Consider the following 22,771-nt stretch of genomic DNA (forward strand, 5'->3'; position numbering starts at 1 on the left):
TGATTGAGTTCGGAATATTGCCACAGGAAAGAAAGGAGCAGATTTATATGATTTATTGTGTCGAGGACGACAGCTCTATCCGTGATCTGATGATATACACATTAAATTCTGCCGGATTTAAAGCAAAAGGTTTTGACTGCGCGGACAGCCTTTTTGAAACTTTGCAGACAGAAAAACCCCAGCTTATTATGCTTGATATAATGCTTCCCGGCGAAGATGGCATTTCCATATTGAAAAAACTGCGTATGCAGCCGGCAACAGAGGACGTTCCTGTTATTATGGCAACAGCCAAAGGAACCGAATACGACAAAGTAACCGGGCTTGACTTGGGAGCTGATGATTACCTTGCAAAGCCGTTTGGCATGATGGAAATGATTTCCCGTGTGAAAGCGGTATTGCGCCGTACAAGCCCGAAAGAAGAAACAAAAAAGCTAAAAATTGGAAATTTAGAATTGAATTTGGAAACATATATTGTACTTGTAAACAACGAACGGGTTCAGTTGACACTGAAAGAACATAAGCTGCTCCATACTTTTATGGAAAACCCCGGACGGGTGTTTACACGCGATCAGCTTCTTGAAATGATATGGGGCATTGACTACATAGGCGAAACCCGAACCGTAGATGTTCACATTGGAACACTCCGAACAAAATTAGGCGAATGTGGGAGCTATATTGAAACGGTACGGGGAGTTGGGTATCGAATGGAGGGGGAAGTATGACGAAACGAATTTTTCGTTCAATCTGCCTTGTCGCATTGGCTGTTTTTTTTGCGTCTGTTGTCCTGTTCATGGGTGTTCTGTATGAATACTTTTCAAATGTTGAACAGGCACAGCTAAAAATGCAGACAACCCTTGCCGCACAGGGCGTTACAAATGAGGGCGTTGATTATTTCCATGATTTGAAAGTCAAAAATTATCGTATATCGTGGATTGATGCAGAGGGAAATGTTGTTTTTGATAGTGCGTCTGATACTTCGGAAATGGAAAATCATTTAGAGCGGGAAGAAGTGCGGGAAGCCCTTTCTTCGGGCTATGGTGAAAGCAGACGGTATTCTGCTACTTTGATGGAGCGTTCGTTTTATTCCGCTCAGAAACTCAATGATGGTACCATATTACGGCTTTCCATATCTCAAAATTCTATATTGACGCTCCTTTTAGGCATGACACAGCCGATTTGCATTATATTTGTGATCGCGCTGATTCTTTCTATTGTTTTGGCGATTCAAGTTTCAAAAAAAATAGTAAAGCCATTAAATGAAATTGATCTTGATAATCCGTTGTCAAATGAGGGCTATGATGAGCTTTCCCCTTTTTTACGGCGTATTGACAGCCAGCAAAAACAGCTGCGGGGACAGAAAGCCGAACTTCTCCAAAAAGAGAATGAATTAAATACGATTATCGGCAGCATGAATGAAGGCATGATTCTCCTAAATCAAAAAGGAAAAATTATCAGTATAAACCCTGCGGCAAGAAAACTGTTAGACGCTGACACAGACTGTATCGGTTCTGATATGCTGTCCTTGTGCCGTAATCTTGAATTGCAGGAAATCCTTACGAAAGCCCTGCAAGGGGAACGGGGCGAGAACATTATCCGGCTGTATGGAGAAAGCTATCAAATTGACGCCGATCCGATCACTTCTGAAAATATTGTGAAAGGAGCTGCACTTTTCTTTTTCAATGTGACGGAAAAAGAAAAAGCGGAACAGATACGCCGAGAATTTACCGCTAATGTGTCCCATGAATTAAAAACCCCGCTTCACTCCATTTCCGGGTATGCGGAGCTTTTGAAAAACGATATGGTAAAGGAAAACGATAAAATACCTTTTGCCGGAAAGATTTATGATGAAGCCGGACGTATGATACGGCTTGTAGAGGACATTATCAGTCTTTCGCACCTTGACGAAGGCGCGGGCGATATGCAGAGGGAAAATATCGACTTATACGCATTGGCAGAAAAGGCGGTACAGAGCTTAGAGCCACAGGCAAATACCTTATGTGTCACATTGGAGCTTTCCGGCGTTTCGGCTCCCCTTAACGGCATACCTCAGCTTTTATACAGTGTGATTTATAATCTTTGTGACAATGCGATTAAGTATAACCATGAAAACGGAAAAGTAATGGTAAACATACAGAACGAAAACGGCATGGTAGTTTTATCAGTGGAGGACACGGGGATAGGAATTGCACCCGAACATCAAGAACGTATTTTTGAGCGTTTTTATCGTGTTGATAAGAGCCATTCTAAGGCAGTAGGGGGAACCGGGCTTGGGCTTTCTATTGTGAAACACGCTGCTAAAATCCATAATGCTAAAGTTGATGTAAAAAGTCATGTCGGAAAAGGCACGACGGTTATTGTAACCTTTCCCAAGTAGAAAATTTGAACTGTTTTATTACCTCTTGTCATAAGAGTTTATTTTAGAAAAACTGAACCGATAACATGTATAATCAGCAGTTATCGGTTCAGTTAATTTGTTTCAATTTGTTCATTAAAAAGCTACACTATGCAAATATTGATATAGTAATTATAAAAATTACCACAATTCCAATGAATCTTCCGCATCCACCCACATCTGCATATTTCCATCAAGATAGAGCCTTGCGTATTCAAGCGGTTCGTCTATTGCCAGAGCATTTAAGGCACATTCAGAGCAAGGGGTAGTTTTTAATCCTTCTTCCGCTTTATTGCAGTCTATCCGTAAAAAGTAGCCTGCATAAGTGTATACGTCAATGCTGTTATGGTGGATATTGTATGTTGCGTAAATCATATTCATCTTTTATCCGTCCTCTTTTCATTGATTTTTTGAAAGCATTTCAATCAGTTTACCAATTCCCATATATTTTGTGTTATAATGTTTTATGTGATTTTGTTTCCCTCATTTTTTCCCTTATCAGGGTTCGTAATGCCCTGTGGGAAGATATAACACAAGGGAAACGATAAGGGAAAGTTCACCTGCGATAAACTTAGTATTTTCAAGGGTTGGCGGGTATTTTAATAACAAAATATAACAGCTAATATTTCCCTTAAAAATCATCAAATCACAATCGGGATTGATGGAGGGCAAGTATGGAATATAAGGACTATATTAAGCAAAACTTGAATGGAGACGCCCCATTAAAATTAATATTATGCGGAAATATACAGGGGACGGAAAATGATAAAGTAGGTGTTGTATCAGTTGTGTATGCTACAAATGATAAAGACTTAGCAGAACAAAAAATGAATGAATTGATTGCCTTCAATCCTAATAATTATTACATGGTTTATAGTGTGCCACTAAATGTTGATTTGACAGAACTTTCTCATTATCCTTCAATAGCAATTTCTAAAGATGATTTACAATAAAAGCAATTCCAGTTTATCGGTCTAATAAAACTTCAAAACCGGGCGGCGGTAATAGGTATTGGCTATCCCGCCGCCCTGTCTGTTATCGTTCCATATCCTGCTTTCTGTGGGGCTGTTGTTCCCGCTGTTCCTGCTGCAAGATACTGTAAACGCTCTTTCTGATTTTCTCGGCTTCTTTCCCTTGTACTTGAAATAAATGTCGGCTTGCTCTAAGTGCTTTTTCAGAGTGGCAAGTCGCCGTTCAACGGGTTTCAGTTTCCCTTGAATATCCAGTTGTTCCCCTATCATGGACTTGAATTTTTCATCAAGCCCCGTCATATCCATGATGTTATTGGCCTGCAGGAAATTCAGCATATTTGCTGCGTCTTTGAGGTTATACAACGATTGTGAATATCCCCGTTTTCCCGCCTGTGCTTTACGTGACAAAATGCCTTGAATGCAGTCGGCAAGGGTGGGCGGCTACGGTCTTTTCAAGGAAGGTCTTGAATTGTTCCTCTGTCAGCGGTATCGTGTCGGGGACAAGGCTTTCAAAAAGCCCCCTGCGGCGGCATAGGCGTTTTGCCCTGTCCTTGCGCTCCTGTACAAGCTGTCTGCGCCTGTTTTCAAGCTCCTTTCTAAATTTGGGCATAAAAAAACTGCTGTAAATTGTCCGGTTTACAACAGTCTGGTTTCGTGTCTGTTCAGTTGTTTTGGATAGAATTATTCATGTGCTATTGTAGCAAATCTGCGGGAGAAGGTCAAGGTATTCTTGTCTTTCGACACTCCCGGAGGGTGTGTAGGTGTTCCGATTGCTTAGACAATCTGTTTGAAACACATATTAGATATTTTGCCTGGTTTTATTTTTTCGATATTCTCTGGGAAGGACTTTAAAATATGCTTTAAATGCAGTTGTAAACTTACTTTGACTATCATAGCCAATAGCCTGTGCAATCTCCGCTATATTCATATTTGATTCTATTAACATATAGGCAGCTTGCCGCATTCGGTGTTCTTTGATATGTGCTGCAATGGAAGTTCCATAAACAGACTTGAAAACATTTTTCAAAGTTGTTTGATTGATGAGATATTGTCTTGAAAGTTCCTCTATGGTAATTCTCTGCTCCATGTGTTGCAAAAGCTGGTCATGGATTTTTCGGATAGTTTCTGTTAGCTCGAATTGATATTCAACCAATTTGCTTTGGGGAGTAAATTCCATTTTGGTAAGGTATAACAATAATTCTAAAACTTTGATTTTCTGGTATGCAAGCGTAAGTGTTTCAGGCTGGTCATAAAATGCAGAAAAGATACTTTCCGTCTGTTCATTTCCGGCAAGAAAGGCAGGACTATCATTTTTGCAAAATTTTTCAGGCAATATGGTTTCAAAAATAGTACTGTTTTCCAGCAGGTCGGGTGGATTTTCAGAGGCTTTTGGCAGATCAATATAAATACTAAGTCCCTGATACCTATTGTTTGGAAAAGTAAGTACAGAATCCGTACAGGCTTTCATGGTATGCAAGGAGAAATCTCCCGGATTCAGATATATACGGTTTCCGTTTTTCATTTCCCACATAAGCTGTCCGGATTTGCAGTAGTTAATCTGAATCATATGTGATATAGCCTTATGCCGCACAGAAAAAGAATCAGTTGAAAATGTAAGATAGCATAACTCAATACCGGAATAAAGCGGAATGAGAGTCTGTGATACCTCTTGATGAAATTTCTCCACATTTTTTTGTATTTTTTTCAATTCCTTATTCATAGGACAGATCTCATAATTCGGGACAGGTGATTTCCATAACCTGCTCAATGATCTGATGCAGCAGACGTCCTTGTTCTGTATCTGCAGCTCGATAATATACTTCTTTTCCTTCACGCCGGCAAATAATCAGACCGCTGTTTTTCAATGGTCTGAGATGATGTGACACTGCCGGACTTGACATATGAAGCATAGCTGAAATATTGAGGACACATTCCTCCTGGTGGCAGAGGAGCCAGAAAATTCGGATTCTGGTGGTATCTCCAAGCTGTTTGAAAACTTCCGCTACGGTTTGAAAATAATCCACATGGTCTAACTGTTTCTGGATCAGTACAGTCTGTTGTCCTTCTCCATGTTGATGTGGCAATTTCATATTATCCATATTGTTTTCCTTTCTTTTATTCCCGCGAGCAACGAGCCAAGCGGGCATGCTTGCATGCACATTTGGCGACTGCTGCGAGGGTCAAATACCCCGCTGCTCTGCAGCGCTACAAATTTGATGCCCCGTTGCTTGCAGCGGGGTATTTGACTTGCATTTCGCCCAAACGGAAATACTTTTCGCCTGTTTGGGAGGGAATGCTTTGGGGATATTGACGTGTGTCTTTTTCCGTATTATACTACGGCTATGATGATTAAACAAGTACTTAATCAATGAATTTAAAAATAACAAGGAGGACTTTACAATGAAGAAAACTTACAAGATCGAGGTAGACTGTGCCAACTGCGCAAATTTGATGGAGGATGCGGCTCGCAAGACTGCTGGTGTGCAGAGCGCAACAGTTAATTTCATGACACAGAAGATGATCGTGGAATTTGACGAGGGGCAGGAGCCGAAAGATGTTATGAAGAACGTGCTGGATGCTTGTAAAAAAGTGGAGCCGGACTGCGAGATTTTCCTGTAAGCCAGAGCTGCCCATGAAAAGGTGACACCCTGAGAATGCCCGGTTGCAGTTTTTGGGTGTCATTTTTATCAAGAATGATTAAACAATTAAGTATATTTTGAAAGGAGTTTTTACGATGCAGGAATTAGTAATCAGCATATTGTTGACAGTTGTGATTATAATGGCTGCGGCGATTCTTATTTTTGTTGGCAGCCGCAAAGATGGAATGACAAAAAAGCAAAGGGTTATGATGATTCGGATTTTACTCAGTGCCGGAATCTTGCTGGCACTCCAGTTTATTTCCGCAGAGATGTTTGATACGGCTGACAGTTATTTATTTCCGTCCGCAGGAAGGTGGATTCGTTTTGCGTGTTATCTGATAAATTATTTTATCATCGGATATGACATTTTACGGAAAGCTATAAAGGGTATTAAAAACCGTCAGGTATTTGATGAGAGTTTTCTGATGGCTGTGGCTACGATTGGGGCAATGGCACTGGCTATTTATGAAAATGGAGAATATCTGGAAGCCATTGCCGTTATGCTGTTTTACCAGATCGGGGAATGGTTTCAGGGATATGCGGTTGGTAAGAGCCGCCGGAATATCAGCAACCTGATGGATATTCGTCCTGATTATGCAAATGTTGAGAGAAATGGAAAATTAGAGCAGATTGATCCGGATGAAGTAGGGATTGGCAGCGTGATTGTTGTTCAGCCGGGAGAGAAAGTGCCGATTGACGGGATTATCGTTGAGGGTGCTTCCAGTCTGAATACCAGTGCATTGACCGGGGAAAGTCTACCGAGGGAGGCAAAAGTAGGTGATGAAGTAATCAGCGGCTGTATCAGTATGACAGGAGTATTGAAGATACAGACAACAAAAGAGTTTGGAGAATCTACGGTTTCTAAGATTTTGGATTTGGTGGAAAATGCAAGTTCCCGCAAATCGAAATCAGAGGATTTTATCTCGAAGTTTGCAAAAATCTATACTCCGGCTGTCTGCTATGCAGCATTGGCGCTGGCATTCCTTCCTCCTGCTGTCCGTATGCTTTTTATGGGGCTGTCTGCCGATTGGGGAGTCTGGATTTACCGGGCATTGACATTCCTTGTTATCAGTTGCCCTTGTGCCTTAGTGATTAGTATTCCTTTAAGTTTCTTTGCAGGTATCGGAGGGGCAAGCAAGGAAGGTGTTTTGGTAAAAGGCTCCAATTATCTGGAAATCCTCTCCCAGACAAAATATGTTGTTTTTGACAAAACCGGAACGATGACAAAGGGTGTCTTTGAAGTAAATGGGATTCATCATTCTACCATAGGGAATGAAAAATTGTTAGAGTATGCTGCTTTTGCAGAAAGCGCATCTTCCCACCCGATCAGTAAGAGTTTACAGCGGGCATATGGGAGAGAAATTGACAGGACTCGTGTATCGGATATACAGGAAATCAGCGGAAACGGTGTGACTGCAAAAGTAGACGGCATGGAGGTTGCAGCCGGGAACGATAAACTGATGAAGCATTTGAATATTCCTTATCAGGACTGTCACCAGACCGGAACAATTATCCACATGGCAATTAATGGGAAATATGCAGGTCATATCGTAATCTCCGATATTATAAAACCTCATTCTAAGGCGGCGATTGCGGAATTGAAGAAAGCGGGAGTAGAAAGATCAGTCATGCTGACCGGGGATGTAAAGAAAGTGGCAAATCAGGTTGCTGCATCACTTGGGATTGATGAAGTTTACAGCGAACTTTTGCCAGCAGATAAGGTTGAAAAAGTAGAAGAACTTCTGCGGGTGAAGCCTGGCAAGGCAAAGCTGGCATTTGTGGGTGACGGTATCAATGACGCCCCTGTGCTTTCCAGAGCGGATATTGGTATCGCTATGGGGGCGATGGGTTCCGATGCGGCAATCGAAGCAGCGGATATTGTTCTGATGGATGACGATCCGGTTAAGATTGCAAAAGCAATCAAGATTTCAAGGAAATGTCTGCGGATTGTTTACCAGAATATTTCGATGGCGCTTGTTGTGAAATTTGCCTGTCTTGCATTAGGAGCTGTGGGCATTGCGAATATGTATCTGGCGATTTTTGCGGATGTAGGTGTTATGATTCTTGCTGTGCTGAACGCAATCCGTTGTCTGTTTGTGAAAAAACTGTAAGAAAGGAGGGGTTCCATGTAGCAAGGCATAAGAAAAATCCCGGCATTGTTCCTATACTGATTGGTTTTGGATGTTCGGTTCCTGCGATTATGGCTGAGTTGTATGCTTTGGGGATTATCTGCGGAAGAAAACCTGTTGGCATTATTGGGAGGGGTGGCTGCAACAGTAAGGACAGAAATGGGCGGAATAAAGGCGGCCGCCGGAACTGTAATAGTTCAGTGCTTCATTGCATGGGCGGTTGCATTTATTGAGCATAGGGATTATTTTAGGGTTAGTATAAGAAAACCATGCTGTGAGGTGGAAAAACTCTTGCTACTTAAATTCAACCAGAAAGAACATAGTTATGGGAGGTAATCCTTGGATATATGACAAAATGATGCCCGAATATGCCAGTGGCTTCTGGCAGTGTAAGCTGCGCTACCGGACACAGGAGGAATTGCTCTCGGTTGCCCGGGAATATAAGCGCAGAGGATTGCCAATTTCCGTAATCGTTATCGACTTTTTTCACTGGAGCGCACAGGGGGACTTCCGGTTTGATCCGGAGTTCTGGCCGGATCCGGAAGGAATGGTCCGGGAGCTGGAAGAGCTGGGGATCAAATTGATGGTTTCGGTCTGGCCGACGGTGGAGGAAGGCAGTGAAAACTATCAATATATGGAAGAGATGGGCTATCTGATCCGCACAGAAGCCGGTCCCAGACTACAGATCAAAAACAAAGATACTTATATGGACGCTACGAATCCGGAGGCCAGAGCCTTTGTGTGGGATAAATTAAAAGCGCATTATTATGACAAAGGGATACATCTGTTCTGGCTTGATGAATGTGAACCGGAAGTAACGAAGTATGAGTATGACAATTACCGGTTTTCTATCGGTTCCGACAAGGAGACGGGTAATCTGTATCCGAAAGAATTTGCGCGCATGGTCTATGAAGGGCGCAGAGCGGAAGGGGAAGAAGAAATTTTAAGTCTTGTCCGCTGTGCTTGGGCGGGGGCCCAAAAATACGGAGCGCTTGTGTGGACCGGAGATATTTGTTCGGACTTTACCTCTCTGCGCAATCAGATTGCAGCGGGAATGAACATGGGGCTTTGCGGATTTCCGTGGTGGACAACCGACATTGGCGGTTTCCATGGGGGGAACATTGATTCGGAGGAATTCAGAGAATGTCTGATCCGCTGGTTTGAATTTGGCGCCTTCTGTCCGGTATTTCGTCTGCATGGGTTCCGCCAGCCGCTTGTGATCGCGCCAGGCGGACTGGAATTTACCGGGAAGAATGCGAAAGAGTGGAAGTATACGAGCGGTTCTCCGAATGAAGTATGGTCGTTTGGGGAGGAAGTCTATAAAATCTGTGAGAAATATATGATCCTGAGGGAGAGGCTGCGTCCGTATATTATGGAGCAGATGCGCCTGGCACATGAAAAAGGAATACCGGTCATGCGGCCGCTCTTTTTCGACTATCCGGAGGATGAGCAGGCCTGGAATGTGGAGGATGCTTATCTGTTCGGGCCAGACATTCTCGTTGCCCCGGTCGTTACGGAGGGCTGCAGAGAACGGAAAGTGTATCTGCCGAAAGGGGACTGGATACAGATTCACAGTCAGAAAGTATATGCTGGGGAGCAGACGATCGTCTGTCCTGCGGCAATCGATGAAATACCTGTATTTGTGAGAAAAGAGAAGGAGGAAATCTTTAATGGGTGAGTTTGGTATGATTAACTGGATCGTGCTGTTAGCTTATTTTGCAGCGATGATGATTCTGGGAACACGGGTCGGAAAGGCCAATACAAATACGGAATCTTATTTCCTTGGCAGCCGGAAGATTCCGTGGTGGGCGATCGGCCTGTCCGTGATGGCAACACAGTGTTCTGCTGTTTCCTTTATTGGTATGCCTGGCTGGGGCTATACGAGTGGCCTGCAGAGACTGACATATACGTTTCAGTTTCCGCTTGTGATGGTCGTGCTGATGACGACGTTTGTACCGTTTTTCTATAATACGAAAGTGGTCAGCATCTATGAATATCTGGAAAAGCGTTTCGGGACAAAGTCAAGGAGCTTTATGGCGGTGATTTTCCTGCTTTCCCGGGGACTGCAGACTGCAGTCGTCATGTATGGTCCGGCGCTGGCACTGTCAATGATCATGGGAGCCGATCCGAAGATTGCCATTTTGATCATGGGAATCTTCTCAATTCTCTATACGGTGTTTGGCGGGATCGCGGCGGTAATCTGGACCGATGTTGTGCAGATGTTTGTGATCTGGCTGGGTGTGATCCTTGCTATTTTTATTCCGATCTGCACGGTGGACGGCGGTCTGGCTACGATTATGGCCAATGCCGTCTCAAACGACATGATCAGGGGACTGGATTTCCGGTTCACATTGAGTAATCCGTATTCCTTCTGGGGCGGTCTGCTCGGTTCCGGTTTTTTGTATCTCACATATCTGGGAACGGATCAGAGTCAGGTGCAGCGGGTACTGACGGCAAAGTCGCTCCGTGAGACGAAACTTTCGCTGTCTCTGGCGGGATTTGTTGTTCCGATTCAGACGCTTCTTTTTCTGCTCTCCGGCATCTGTCTGTTTACGGCGTTCGGAGGAATGGCGTTTGAAAATTCTGACTATGTAATGCTGACATTCATCACGAAATATCTGCCGGTGGGAATTGCCGGACTGGTGACGGCCGGAGTATTTGCAGCAGGCATGTCCAGTGTCGATTCCGCCCTCAATTCTCTGGCGACTGTCACGGTCAATGACTTTTATAAAAAATGGAAGCCGGGTGCATCGGATGAGGAATGTCTGAAAATCTCCCGCTATATGACACTGTTCTGGGGTGTCTTTGCCACAGTGTTTGCGCTGTTCCTTGGTGGTTTGGGAACCGTTCTTGATATTATCAACATCATCGGGCCGATGTTCTATCCGTGTATGCTCAGTGCGTTCACACTGGCAGTATTTTGTAAAAGAGGGAACGAAAAGGGATGTATCGCGGCGATCATCACCGGGCTTGCCGTCGACATGGGGATGTTCCTGTTTACGGACATTGGCTCTTTATGGTGGAACTTCTTTGGCTTTCTGGCGGCATTTGCAGTCGGCTATGTAGTGAGCATAATAACCGGGAAAGCGGCGCAGACAACTGACGGAGCACAGGAATTCTCCTATGAGACGGCGACCGGAAATGCGCTGACGATCAGCAACGTCGTGAAGCTGGCCGTAGCTGGTAAGATCGCGGAGAAGGATGAGGATGGTTATTATGTCGTTCCCGGCAGACTTGATCAGATCGGATATGCACTGATCGCATTTTTCGCAGTCTAGTGTGTCATTCTGATGATCATTTAAATGGAGTAAAAAGATGAGGATAACATGTTTGCAGCGTGATGACGCAGGAGACGGAAAGGAAGTGCTGGCGTCTTTTCTGCGTACGGTGGGAGCAGTGGCGCGGTATGGCAGGATGACGATATATGAAGGTGATGTTTACTATGTCCCGTACTCAATGGTCCCATATTATATAGAAGAGACAGGAGAAACCTATGTATTTATCGCCAGTGAAGTGAGTGAAGATATTTCCGTCTTCAAACAGGATGGCAGAAACCAGATTTCACTCACCGAACTGGAAGCAGAGGATGATTACATTCTGGATGCTGTCAGAGTGCAGGAAGAACTGTTGCCGGAGATAGAAAAAAAGATCAATATGAATCGCAGGATGCGAAAACTGTTTGCGAAATATCACGTGACGAGAGCGCAGGAGCGGACGGTATATCTGCCGGAGCAGACTTTTTATGGAAGAGGCAGGGGCGACCATCTGTTTCTTGTGGACCTGCTCCTGCAGAAAGTGGATTTTCGCAATCTCTGTCAGGTAGAGGAAAGGTTTGCCAGGCATTACATAACCAGCTTGTAAAATCCGCCCGGACAATATATAATAAACGGAAATACGACAGGGGGGTTTACTAACATGAAAAAAAATGATTCCGTTCCGGCTTCCGATGCTGCGGCGCCACATCGCAGCGGATTTTCAGGGAGGCTTGGATATATATTGGCCGTGGCAGGTTCGGCGGTAGGGCTGGGCAACATCTGGCGATTTCCGTATCTTGCCGCAAAATATGGCGGCGGTATGTTTCTGCTGACTTATCTGATTCTGACAGTGACATTTGGATATGTACTGATCGTCTCGGAGACAGCTCTGGGACGTATGACCGGTAAAAGCCCGGTGGGGGTGTTCAAGGCATTTGGGAAAGGTCCTTTTTTTCGCTTTGGGGGCTGGATCAACGCGGTCGTGCCCATGCTGATCGTGCCTTATTACTGTGTCATCGGCGGCTGGGTGCTCAAATATCTGGTAGAATATCTGCTGGGGCATGTGAATGCACTGGCGGACAGTGATTATTTTACGAATTTCATTGCATCCTCGGGGAAGGTTGAATTCTGGTTTATTCTGTTTTCCGGTTTTGTGTTTTTTGTCATCTTGTCCGGTGTGAAACGGGGCGTGGAGCGGGTATCCAAAGTTATGATGCCGGTGCTGGTTGTGCTGGCGGTATTCATGGCAATCTATTCCGTGACCAGGCCCGGAGCCTGGGAAGGAGTGAAATATCTGTTTATCCCGAATCTCAGTAATTTCTCATGGATGACGGTCGTTGCGGCGATGGGGCAGATGTTTTATTCGTTGTCGATCGCCATGGGTGTGCTCTATACGTATGGCTCTTATATTGAGAAGTCGGTTGACATCGAGAAGTCCACAGCGCAGGTGGAGATCTTTGATACAGGCATCGCTGTTCTTGCCGGTATGATGATCATTCCGGCCGTGTTTGCTTTTTCCGGCGGTGATATGAGTGCGCTGCAGGCCGGGCCGTCTCTGGCCTTTATCACACTCCCCAAAATATTCTCCAGCATGGGAGCAGGGGGCGTGGCCGGGATTGCCTTTTTCCTGATGTTTTTATTTGCCGCGCTGACAAGTGCGATCTCCCTGATGGAGACAAGCGTCTCGTCTTTACAGGATGAATTAAAGTGGAGCCGCCGCAAGTGCTGCCTGCTGATGTGCGTTGTGATGTTCGTGGCGGGTTCCGCATCCTCACTCGGATACGGCGCACTGGACTTTGTGAAGATTTTTGGCATGGCTTTCCTGGATTTTTTCGATTTTCTGACGAACTCGGTGATGATGCCGCTGGCGGCGCTCTCGACATGTATTCTTGTCGTGAAGTTTGTAGGATTTCAGAAAATCGCAGAAGAGGTGGAGCGTTCGTCAGCGTTTCGCCGGAAAAAACTCTATCAGTTTTTTATGAAATATCTGGCGCCGATCTGTATAACGATCATTCTGATCAGTTCGATCGCCAATGTACTCGGGTGGATTACGCTCTAAAGAAGAGCGGGCTGTATCGGATACCCGGATACGGGAACAGTTGTTAAAACAAATATCAGAAGGGGACATTTTCCGGAAATTCCGGAAGATGTCCTTTTTGTTATGATAAAGTGTATTAGTGTAAGCACTAAGAAGTGCTGAATGATACTATATGATGAGAAACAATATGAGTTCTTATTTTCGGATGTGATACCAATAACAATGATAATCAATAGCGGTAAAGCCAGAAGCCTATTTTCTGGCAGGAGGTGTGACATGGTAGTCGCAATTTGCGAAAGTAAGAAATGCGATGTGGAGCTTATGAAACATATGGTTGAGGAATTTTTCGGAAGGAGAAAACTGCGGGGACAGATCTGTGTCTATAAGGACGGAGCGGGTCTTTTACAGGCGGCGGCCACAGTTGTGTTCGATATTGTTCTGTTGGAAATCAGTCTGCCTGATATAAACGGACTGAGTGTATCCAGAACATTGCGCCGGAGAAATCCTTATGTCAGCATTATTTTTGTCAGCGGCAGCAAAAGATTTGCCTGGGAAGCGTTTTGCATCGGCGCGGTCCATTATGTAATTAAACCGATTGAGAAACGATGGATCGAGGAGGCACTGGAGCGATGCCGGAGGACTATTTGCATTGAAGAAAGAAAAAACGGGGTGGAGATCATAGTGGACAGAGAACATATCATCGTACATCAGGATTGCATCCGCTATATCGAATCTCAGGAAAAGCAGTTATATATTCACACGGCATTTGGAGAATACCGGATATGGAAGGCGATCGGAAGTATGGAAAAGGAGCTGGATGAGGAACGGTTTGTAAAACTGCAGAGAAGCTACATTGCCCATATGGATTATATCGCAGGATTTCAGGGAGAAAGCTGCACATTAAAAGACGGAAAGATAATCGGGACAAGTCGGAAATACCGGGCGATTATTCGGGAAAAGCACAGAAACTATCTGAAACTTTCCGCAGAGAAACGGTGGTTTTGTTTCTAGCAGAAAAGAATTTAGGAAAACAGATCTCCGTACCGTTCGAGGAAGGAAGCATACAGTTTGGGGAAGGAGGATTGCTGTATCTCTCTGTTTCGTGGAAAATAGGGAAAATAATACAAAGGAGGAAATCTATGGACCAGAAACAGCAGGCGATGGAACGCTTATTTGAAGGACTTTACAACTGCGTGGCTCCAATGCCGGACGACGGACAGCCCCAGAAAAGTTTTTTTACACAGTTTCGGGCGGGAATGAATATCGGAGACCTTCAGGAGATGGAGGCGGCGCTGATGGCAGACCGGATTCCGGAAGTCTGGCGGGATTACACGCCGAACAGGAAAGTATCGGACGTATATGAGGAAATTCTGGGAGCGGAGCTTCCTGAGGATATGCCTTCCGAGGAGAAGAAGCAGGCATATGAGGCGGCAAAAGCGCTGACAGCCCAGGACAGTCCCGATTACCAGGCATATAAAAGTGCGAAACGGACTTATGAAAAAGCCTGTCTTGCCTACTGGCGAAAGCTGAACGACAGCAAAGCAGACCCGATCGATGTGGAAGAGGCAAAGATGGACAAGGACGATGCCTATGAGGACTGGGAAGCGGCAGGAATGAATGAGATCGGTCAGGCTCTGGAGACGATCAGTACCTATGAGCGGTATACCCCAAGGGCCATCTTTCACAGTGCGGCCAGCATGTTTGCGCAAGTACAGGCGGAGAAAAAGACAAAAGGGTATTATCCGGTAACCTTTATTCCGGGAAACTGGAGAGAAGCCGGTGCGCTGGCGTGGGAGAGTATTGATCTGCAGCTCAGCGGACAGTCTTTCACTCTGAGCAGTGAGACAAAAAATACATGTTTTTCGAAAACGGAAGGATACAGCGGCGGGTGGTGGTTCTGGAAATATGAGGACAAGGTGTCAGAGGAAGAGAAATGTATGATAAAAGATGCCAATTCGGTGATGAAAACGGAGGATCTGGGGATCAGTCTGGAACTGGCCGTCGTGGAGATCGACCGCCCGTGGTTTCAGGAAAATCTGCTCTCCTTCTCACAGGCACGTATCAGCCGTGAGGCGCCAGGCTGCATCTGCAGTGGATCACTTGTGGGAAACGGTTCGATGCAGCTGATACCCACTGCGTTTGTTCTGGCGCGAAACATAAAACTGTATAATCAGTTTTCCTCTGAGGAGCAAAAGCTGATGAAACAGATTACGGATGGAAGCGCGAGCGCAGTCTCTTATGGGCCTTTTTCAGTCAGTCGCAGCAGCAATATGGTGTGGCATGAGGAAATTTCCCGGAATGAGCAGGAGAAGTTCGGGAATGTTTCCTGCCTCAGCTTTGGGGAAGAACCTCAGATCATTGGCATCCGCTGTGCGATCGCATCTCCGATGTTTCCTGCCGCTGTGGAGGCACAGGAGGGATGATGAATATGGCGGAAATCATGAATTTTAATGCCAGTCCGGTTACGGCGTCCGAGAAACTGTGGAAGGTGATGCGGGAGCTGTTCTATGCGGACGAGCTGGCATACATCCTCAATTCATTGCAGGTAACCAGCTTTGCCAAATTTTCTTCCGAGTGGATCAGTACCCTGTCGGAGCGGGTGAAACTGCTCAATCAGGCGGGGAGTTTATGGTATAACATTCGTCCCGGTGTCGTATCGGGACTGTTCAGTCCAATTATCAGATACTATGCCAAGTATGACAGCGTGAACCAACTGCTGACAGGCGCAAGGGAGCCAGGCGCCGATGCGATCAAAGAGATGATACGCGGGTTGTATGAGGATGCCGGCAGATATGCAAAAGAAATGCGCCTGCAAAAAGAAACATTTGCAGACTGGATTGGGGATGTCAACAGTCATCTGGTGATTCTGGAAGAGAGTGAGAAGGCCGGCTGGGCAGCGCTGGATGTGGATGAAGCGTCGGTTTCGGAACTGACCGGTAAGCTGGCGCTGATGGAGAAAGCGCTTGAAGATGCACAGGAAAGTATCTTGCCGGACTCTTACAAGGGCGGTGGCAAGATCGCCAAATCTTACGGGAAGATTTTATATAAGACGCTGATTGGAGGGCAATCCATCTCTTATCTCTCCGTTGCCGGTATGTTTGTCTCGATCGGAAAGATTTTTTACACGGCGTTTTCCTCTTATGCGGATGTGAAGGAACTGACTGAGGAGATCACAGAGTGTAAGCTGCAGTATTCCCTCAGGCAGCAGGCCCTTGCACAGACAAAGACTATGATCCGTTTTCTACAATCATTAAAATTGAGGATCATTAAGTCTCAAAATCATTTGGACAGGCTGGTCTCGATATGGGATCAGGAGAAAGAATTTCTGAACGGGCTTTTATGGTCTTATGAGAAGGGAGCGGACCCGAAACAGACTGTTCTGGTTGCGGAAACCGCTTTCTGGGGAACGCTGGCTGATCTGAGTGATTATTTTATGGAAGGTGATTTTCAGAATTATGAATTTCAGACGATAGAATTGTAACATATTGGTCAGTTACAGTGTATGGACAGAAGGAGGAAACAGGAATGAAATTGATGTATGCGAGTGCGGGAATCAGGGACGAAGCCAGTGATAAAAATGTGAAGGCATATGCAGCACTGACACTTGTGTCAGCTTCCTGTCATGCGGTTTTAAATACGACACTGATCCGACCGGAACCGAAAATGGACCCGGATGGCAATGATATTTTTGCATGGTTTGACGGAGTCAATACGAAACTGGATGTGGCCAAAGTCGTGGCCAAAGACTGGATCGACAATGTAGTCACACCGATCCAGTCGGATATTCCATCCAGTGTGATCACATTTAATAACCAGTTTCAGTCTACAGCCGGATTCGTGAAACAATTATGTGAAGAAAACCCGGACATGAAGCAGGGAGATCCGGCTTTTACGAAAGTCAGCGAACTGCTGCAGGCGCTGATTGATACAATCGATAATGATATTATCGTACCGATCGACAACAGTAGCAGGAAGCTGAAGGAATGGGGGGATTCTCTGCAGCAGGCTCATGATGATCTGTCCGGTCAGGTGAGTACGGTACAAAGCGCAGAGATTGAGCTTGCCACGGATATTGAACGGCTGAACACAAGCATCGACAGCCTGAATCAGTTGATTGCATCTGAAAATACGCTGATCGCGGTTGGGGCCGGCCTTGTGGGAGGCGGGATCTTTGTGGCGGTCGTAGGCGTGGCTCTGATTGCCAGTGGTGTCGGGGCGGTGGCAGGTGGACTTGTCATCGGCACGGGTGCGGTCATGCTCGTCGGAGGCGCGGTGACCTGGGGTGTCATGCAGGAGCGGATCAATGACCAGTACAATCAGATCGCGGAAGATAAGAAGGAGATTAACACCGACAATCAGCTGCTGGCATCTCTGAGAGGGATAGAAGGCGGTGTCACATCGGCAGTCACTTACATGGGAACTGCGCTGAGCGCATTGTCGGAAGTGAGAAGTATGTGGGATGGATTTAGAAAGATCATCGAAGGAACGCTTGCGGATATGAAACATGCAGAGACGGCAGCGAGTGCGATCGTCAAAGAAATGTTTACCGAAGCCGCCCGCAGGCAATGGGAGGATGCGCATGAGATCGCTTTGCAGCTGCTCAATACAAAGATAAAAGTGGAAGAGAATGGAACGATCGGGGATCAGGTTGCGTGACTTTATTTCAGCCTTTTGACGGGAGCGGTATCATATGATTACACTGGATCAGATCGGCATCAGACTGACGGAGGGATTTTCGGTGTTTTATGCAGTCACGGAAAGCTGTGCGCATACACTCGGATACCTGCCGCAGGGAAAAATACTTCCGGAAGAGGAGGCGTTCGCACTCTCGGACGAGCTCCATGAAGAGCGGCGGATTGCGCAGCAATGGCTTGCAAATAATGTAAGTGGTATCCGGCATGAAATCATCCCGGTTTTCAGACAGGTACACAATGAGCTTGCCGGGTATCGGATGCTGCCGGAGCGGGGAGAGAAGATTTCCGGTACGGAGCTGACAAAAACACTGGCAAGTCTCGCTGCGGTGACTGGCAGGATCGAAGCGAAGGCCGGAAAGCTCAGTGAATGGATGAAACAGATCCACAGACTGCATGACAGAGCAGCCGCAAAGGCGCATTATGGAACGGAGCCGGATGAGTATTCCTGGCAGGATGTGCTGGACAAGCTGGCGAAGATCCAGGAGACGGGCAGCAGGATGACCGCCTCCTGGGCCTGCGTCACAGAGGTTGTGAAAGGAGCCGGGAGAGACCTGGAAAAGGCCCGGGCGACGGCATCGGAGATCGTGAGGGAGATGTTCTCCGATGCGGCCGCCAGACAGTGGGACAGCGCTCTGGAGATCGCGGAGAAGCTGATGGAGATCAGATAAATAGTAGGCAAACAGACAAAACGGAGCTTCTGCAGGACGGCAGAGGCTCCGTGTTTTGTCTTTTCTGGAAATATATGCACTTGTTTGACAGATATTGTCGTACAACGTATAATAAGATAGCATGATCATCGTGTCAGGCAGTATAAAAAGAATGAAACCGTAAGCCGATATACATAGACAGAGATCAGTCTGCAAAACCGGGAATATCGGGGTGGCAGAGAGCGCTACGGACATAAAATAAAGCAGGAACAAAGAGGGTTGTGAACAGAGATGAGAAAGACTCAGAAAAAGCAGGCGGAGGAGTTTGCGGCGCTGCTCGGGCAGGCGCACGGTGAGATCAAAAAGGCAGTGGAAAAAAAGAATATCTCTGCGGCATTAAGTATACTGGCGGACTGTCAGGAGGGGGCGATCTCTCTGGGCAACCTTATTGAACAGACGGAGGGTGAGAATGCGCCGACGATCCGTGTTCTGGAGGAATATTGCGAACAGCTTTATCATATCTATCAGGGGCTGGCAGAGGAGGAAGCCGTAAATGCAGGTAAAATCTACAAAGTTTTGCGGCAGGCTCTTATTAAGATTGAAAACAGCATTCAACATGATATAACCGTACGACTGGAAGCTGTGTTTCTGCCTTATAAGGCGTCCATGTGGGATAGTCTGGAAAGCGTGTGGAGAGCGGCGGATGCCGCCCCGGATTGTGACGCTTACGTGATACCGATTCCCTATTATGATAAAAATCCGGACGGCAGTTTCGGGCAGGTCCACTACGAAGCGGGTGAATATCCGAAAGATGTGCCGATCGTTCATTATGCGGCCTATGATTTCGAAAAACGCAGGCCGGACATGATATTCATACATAATCCTTATGATAATCAAAACTACGTGACCAGTGTATTTCCGTTTTTTTACTCCGACAATTTGAAACAGTTTACTGATCTGTTAGTTTATATACCTTATTTTATATTGGGGGATATAAAACCTGATGAACGGCAGAAAGTGGAGAGGATGAAGCATTTCTGTCTGATGCCGGGCGTATTCCATGCGGACAGAGTGATCGTACAGTCCGAGGATATGCGTCAGGTTTATCTTCATGTACTGACGCAGTTTCAGGGAAAGCAGAGCAGAAATGTCTGGGAGCGGAAGATTCTCGGGCTTGGTTCTCCGAAAGTCGACAGAGCGTTACTGACCGAGAGAGCGGAGAAGGACATTCCGGAAGAGTGGGTGAAGATTATGCAAAAGCCCGATGGCAGCCGGAAAAAAGTCATCCTCTATAATACCGGGGTGACGGCGCTTCTGGAAAACAATGAAAAAATGCTTTCTAAAATAGAAGATGTATTCCGTCTGTTTCAGGAGCAGAAGGAAGAAGTGGCCCTTCTCTGGCGTCCGCATCCACTGATCAGGACAACGATCGGTACGATGCGTCCCAAACTGTTCCGGGAATATGAAAAGATCGTGGAACGATACAGGCATGAGGGCTGGGGCATTTATGATGACACAGCGGATCTGGACAGAGCGATCGCTTTGAGCGATGCTTACTATGGGGACGGCAGCAGTGTAGCGAAGCTGTATCAGGAGATCGGCAAACCGGTTATGCTGCAGAATGCCGACGTGCTGGAGTGAGGGAAAGGAGAGTTTCTAATGGACAGGTATCAGGATTATGTGATCAAAGCCGGAAAATTTATCGGCAAATTTGAAGAGATGTATCAGAAGTTCGATGATCCGTGGCATCAGAAGGAGAAACTTCCATCGTCTTATTCCAGAGCGGCCACACCGGTGACGTTATTGGAGTATCAGTTAACGAATGTGCTCGAGATAGGCTGCGGCCTGGGTGCATTTACAAACTATCTGACAAAGGCCGTACCTGATTGTTCGATAACAGGAATGGATATTTCTCGTACCGCTGTAGAAAAAGCAAGGAAAAGTTATCCGGGTATCAATTTTATACAGGGGGGGGGTACTGCCCTTCAGCAAAAGCCCGGATGCAGAATATGACGCAGTAATACTATCGGAAATCATGTGGTACATTCTGAACGATCTGGATGAGATCATTCAAAATCTGTCCGCGGGATTTCAGGGGAAAATAGTTGTGATCAATCAGGCATTTTATAAAGGAGAACAACAATACGGAACGGAGTTTTTTACATCACTGGATGAGATGGTGAATTACCTTCCCTGGAAATGTCTGAAGAAAATATCTATCGACAGAATAGACGACGGATTTTACGAATCACATTCCGTTTACCGTATTTGAGAATATGTAATAAGGGGATAACATTATGCTTATACCGGTGATATTGCAGGTATCAAATGAAAAAGAATCTATGTCAAACAGAAGTTTCAGAATGCTGGAGGGCTTTCCGATCATTGAATATTTGATTCGGAGACTGCAAAAAAGAGAAGGACTGCAGGTCATAATCTCGACTTCTGATCTGAAAAAGGATGATATTTTTGAAACCATCGCGGAGAAATATGGAGTTCCTGTGATCAGAGCGGAATATACCGATGTCCTGCATCGAATGCAGAAGGCCTGCCAGTTTTTTGAGAGCAATGATTTTATCAGAGTATTTGCAAATAATCCGCTTCTGGATATAGAAGAAATGGTGAAATTATACCAGCGGCATGTGGAAGGAACGTATGACTATTCATACAATGAACACCAGCAGGGCGTACTGTGGGGAACCGGGTGCGAGGTGTTCAGCAAGAGGCTGCTGGAACATTTACTGGCAAAAAATTTAAGGACCTCCCAGTTGGAAACACTGTCGTTTTATATCAGGCAGAATATCACGGATATTAAAATCTTAAAATATATCCAATGTGAAAAACGCAGGGGCTATAAATTAAATCTGGAGTCAGAAAAGGACTATGAGATCATCACTGAAATCGTAACGAACAACCAGGAGATCAGTAATGACAGTATTGGCCGCTATCTGGATCAGCATAAAGTGCTTGCAAGATATAATCTGGAAGAGCCATCCAAAGAGGTCGGGTTGGAAAAGCTGTATATCCATACGGACAAGATCAGCTCTATCCTGAATCATACATTTGATTTTGTCTATCCGGTCAGTGTGGAACTCACATTGACCAATATCTGCAATCTGGACTGTGTCTATTGCTCCGACAGGGAACTTCGCAGCAGGCAGGGACATGACAAAAGTTTTTCACTGGAAACATTGAAAAAGCTGTTTGTCGACCTCGCCAGAGGCGGTACACGGGGAGTCACCTTTGAAGGAGGCGGGGAGCCTACGCTCTATCCACACTTTGAGGAAGCGGTCAACTATGCAAGACAGCAGGGTCTGGCAGTAGGACTGATTACAAACGGTACGGTAAAACTATCACAGGAAGTTTTGAGACAATTTGAATGGATCAGAGTGAGTCTGGACGCTTCTACGGCGAGAGAATATGCGGAATTAAAAGGCGTGGACTGCTTTGAGAGGGTGATTTCCAACATCGGATATTATGCGGAGCATTGTGATACGGTAGGTGTGGGATATGTGGTCACGAAGAATAACTTGTCCCAGATTGAAGCCCTCGTCATGCGTCTGCGTGAGTTGAGGGCGGCCTATATTCAGATGAGACCGGTTGTAGACTGTGAAGAGCTCTATCCCTATGGAACGGACCTAAGTTATCTGAAGTTTTATCAGATGTCGGGATTTGGAGTGATCATTGATGGCATGACGGAGAATGCAGAGAGCGGGAATCATGATCTGCCCTGTGTGGCGAACGGGATCACGAGCGTTATCTCCGGTGACGGCAGTGTATACATATGTGGCAGGCTGAATATATATGACTGGCTGGAGCCAATTGGAAATATCGTGGAGACACCATTCCATGAAATATGGAATGGCAGCAAAAGAAGGCAGCAGTGGGAAATGGTACATGACGGAGAATTTTGCAGCAGGAACTGTCCGCAGTGCAGAGTAAGCAAATTTAATCAGTTGTTTGAACGTCTGGAAAATATTAAGTCAAAGAGCTTTATTTAAGGAAGA

General features: G+C 45.8%; 24 protein-coding genes. 19 read left to right on the forward strand and 5 right to left on the reverse strand.

All coding sequences use genetic code 11. The features are described from left to right. The first annotated feature begins 47 nt into the window (after positions 1-47). Both V1224_02005 and V1224_02010 read left to right on the forward strand, forming a co-directional pair. Positions 48-722: a response regulator transcription factor gene (locus tag V1224_02005; protein WWR16251.1), complete on the forward strand. Its 675-nt coding sequence runs from the start codon at positions 48-50 to the stop codon at positions 720-722. Next, on the forward strand, positions 719-2,374 hold the full coding sequence (locus tag V1224_02010; protein WWR16252.1) for an ATP-binding protein: 1,656 nt from the start codon (positions 719-721) through the stop codon (positions 2,372-2,374). Before V1224_02005 ends, V1224_02010 begins: the two co-directional genes overlap by 4 nt. A gap of 159 nt (positions 2,375-2,533) precedes the next feature. On the opposite strand, the gene V1224_02015 is transcribed toward V1224_02010, so the two are convergent. Beyond that, entirely contained in the window at positions 2,534-2,773 is a 240-nt protein-coding gene (locus V1224_02015; GenBank protein ID WWR16253.1) for a DUF6061 family protein, read from the reverse strand. A 293-nt stretch (positions 2,774-3,066) separates the two neighbouring features. On the opposite strand from V1224_02015, the gene V1224_02020 reads away from it, so the two are divergent. Beyond that, positions 3,067-3,345: a hypothetical protein gene (locus tag V1224_02020; GenBank protein ID WWR16254.1), complete on the forward strand. Its 279-nt coding sequence runs from the start codon at positions 3,067-3,069 to the stop codon at positions 3,343-3,345. A gap of 21 nt (positions 3,346-3,366) precedes the next feature. Here V1224_02020 and V1224_02025 read toward each other — a convergent pair whose 3' ends face one another. The 4 genes from V1224_02025 to V1224_02040 form a co-directional block, all read right to left on the reverse strand. Further along, positions 3,367-3,699, reverse strand: coding sequence for a hypothetical protein (locus V1224_02025; GenBank protein ID WWR16255.1), 333 nt, complete (start codon positions 3,697-3,699; stop codon positions 3,367-3,369). Between the two features lie 61 nt (positions 3,700-3,760). Next, positions 3,761-3,973, reverse strand: coding sequence for a DUF3847 domain-containing protein (locus V1224_02030; protein ID WWR17509.1), 213 nt, complete (start codon positions 3,971-3,973; stop codon positions 3,761-3,763). 189 nt (positions 3,974-4,162) lie between these two features. Next, positions 4,163-5,083, reverse strand: coding sequence for an AraC family transcriptional regulator (locus V1224_02035; GenBank protein ID WWR16256.1), 921 nt, complete (start codon positions 5,081-5,083; stop codon positions 4,163-4,165). Positions 5,084-5,093: 10 nt separating this feature from the next. After that, positions 5,094-5,462, reverse strand: a complete 369-nt coding sequence (locus tag V1224_02040; GenBank protein ID WWR16257.1) for a metalloregulator ArsR/SmtB family transcription factor — start codon at positions 5,460-5,462, stop codon at positions 5,094-5,096. A gap of 301 nt (positions 5,463-5,763) precedes the next feature. Here V1224_02040 and V1224_02045 point away from each other — a divergent pair, with 301 nt between their 5' ends. The 16 genes from V1224_02045 (at position 5,764) to V1224_02120 (ending at position 22,765) form a co-directional block, all read left to right on the forward strand. Next, positions 5,764-5,982, forward strand: coding sequence for a cation transporter (locus tag V1224_02045; protein WWR16258.1), 219 nt, complete (start codon positions 5,764-5,766; stop codon positions 5,980-5,982). A gap of 205 nt (positions 5,983-6,187) precedes the next feature. Beyond that, positions 6,188-8,113 carry a heavy metal translocating P-type ATPase gene (locus V1224_02050; GenBank protein WWR17407.1) on the forward strand — a complete coding sequence of 642 codons (1,926 nt, stop codon included), beginning with the start codon at positions 6,188-6,190 and terminating at the stop codon, positions 8,111-8,113. A gap of 135 nt (positions 8,114-8,248) precedes the next feature. Next, positions 8,249-8,467 carry a hypothetical protein gene (locus tag V1224_02055; GenBank protein WWR16259.1) on the forward strand — a complete coding sequence of 73 codons (219 nt, stop codon included), beginning with the start codon at positions 8,249-8,251 and terminating at the stop codon, positions 8,465-8,467. Positions 8,468-8,486: 19 nt separating this feature from the next. Beyond that, a complete protein-coding gene (locus V1224_02060) occupies positions 8,487-9,809 on the forward strand; it encodes a TIM-barrel domain-containing protein (protein ID WWR16260.1) in 1,323 nt (440 codons plus the stop codon). Next, positions 9,802-11,409, forward strand: a complete 1,608-nt coding sequence (locus tag V1224_02065; protein WWR16261.1) for a sodium:solute symporter — start codon at positions 9,802-9,804, stop codon at positions 11,407-11,409. The genes V1224_02060 and V1224_02065 overlap by 8 nt, the downstream gene beginning before the upstream one ends. Before the next feature lie 37 nt (positions 11,410-11,446). Next, positions 11,447-11,992: a hypothetical protein gene (locus V1224_02070; GenBank protein WWR16262.1), complete on the forward strand. Its 546-nt coding sequence runs from the start codon at positions 11,447-11,449 to the stop codon at positions 11,990-11,992. Between the two features lie 54 nt (positions 11,993-12,046). Next, positions 12,047-13,444 carry a sodium-dependent transporter gene (locus tag V1224_02075; protein ID WWR16263.1) on the forward strand — a complete coding sequence of 466 codons (1,398 nt, stop codon included), beginning with the start codon at positions 12,047-12,049 and terminating at the stop codon, positions 13,442-13,444. Between the two features lie 255 nt (positions 13,445-13,699). Continuing rightward, entirely contained in the window at positions 13,700-14,434 is a 735-nt protein-coding gene (locus tag V1224_02080; protein ID WWR16264.1) for a LytTR family DNA-binding domain-containing protein, read from the forward strand. Positions 14,435-14,562: 128 nt separating this feature from the next. Further along, entirely contained in the window at positions 14,563-15,846 is a 1,284-nt protein-coding gene (locus V1224_02085; protein WWR16265.1) for a hypothetical protein, read from the forward strand. Between the two features lie 5 nt (positions 15,847-15,851). After that, the gene (locus tag V1224_02090; protein WWR16266.1) at positions 15,852-16,904 is read left to right on the forward strand and encodes a hypothetical protein; all 1,053 of its coding nucleotides are present in this window, start codon (positions 15,852-15,854) and stop codon (positions 16,902-16,904) included. A 44-nt stretch (positions 16,905-16,948) separates the two neighbouring features. After that, positions 16,949-18,079 carry a hypothetical protein gene (locus V1224_02095; protein ID WWR16267.1) on the forward strand — a complete coding sequence of 377 codons (1,131 nt, stop codon included), beginning with the start codon at positions 16,949-16,951 and terminating at the stop codon, positions 18,077-18,079. Positions 18,080-18,113: 34 nt separating this feature from the next. Further along, the gene (locus V1224_02100) at positions 18,114-18,785 is read left to right on the forward strand and encodes a hypothetical protein (protein ID WWR16268.1); all 672 of its coding nucleotides are present in this window, start codon (positions 18,114-18,116) and stop codon (positions 18,783-18,785) included. Between the two features lie 270 nt (positions 18,786-19,055). Next, positions 19,056-20,405: a hypothetical protein gene (locus V1224_02105; GenBank protein ID WWR16269.1), complete on the forward strand. Its 1,350-nt coding sequence runs from the start codon at positions 19,056-19,058 to the stop codon at positions 20,403-20,405. An 18-nt stretch (positions 20,406-20,423) separates the two neighbouring features. Further along, a complete protein-coding gene (locus tag V1224_02110) occupies positions 20,424-20,777 on the forward strand; it encodes a class I SAM-dependent methyltransferase (protein ID WWR16270.1) in 354 nt (117 codons plus the stop codon). A 22-nt stretch (positions 20,778-20,799) separates the two neighbouring features. Next, positions 20,800-21,036: a hypothetical protein gene (locus V1224_02115; protein WWR16271.1), complete on the forward strand. Its 237-nt coding sequence runs from the start codon at positions 20,800-20,802 to the stop codon at positions 21,034-21,036. 25 nt (positions 21,037-21,061) lie between these two features. Further along, positions 21,062-22,765 carry a radical SAM protein gene (locus V1224_02120; GenBank protein WWR16272.1) on the forward strand — a complete coding sequence of 568 codons (1,704 nt, stop codon included), beginning with the start codon at positions 21,062-21,064 and terminating at the stop codon, positions 22,763-22,765. The last annotated feature ends 6 nt before the right edge of the window (positions 22,766-22,771 follow it).

The sequence above is a fragment of the Lachnospiraceae bacterium JLR.KK008 genome, from assembly GCA_037015955.1.
GTDB lineage: Bacteria > Bacillota > Clostridia > Lachnospirales > Lachnospiraceae > VSOB01.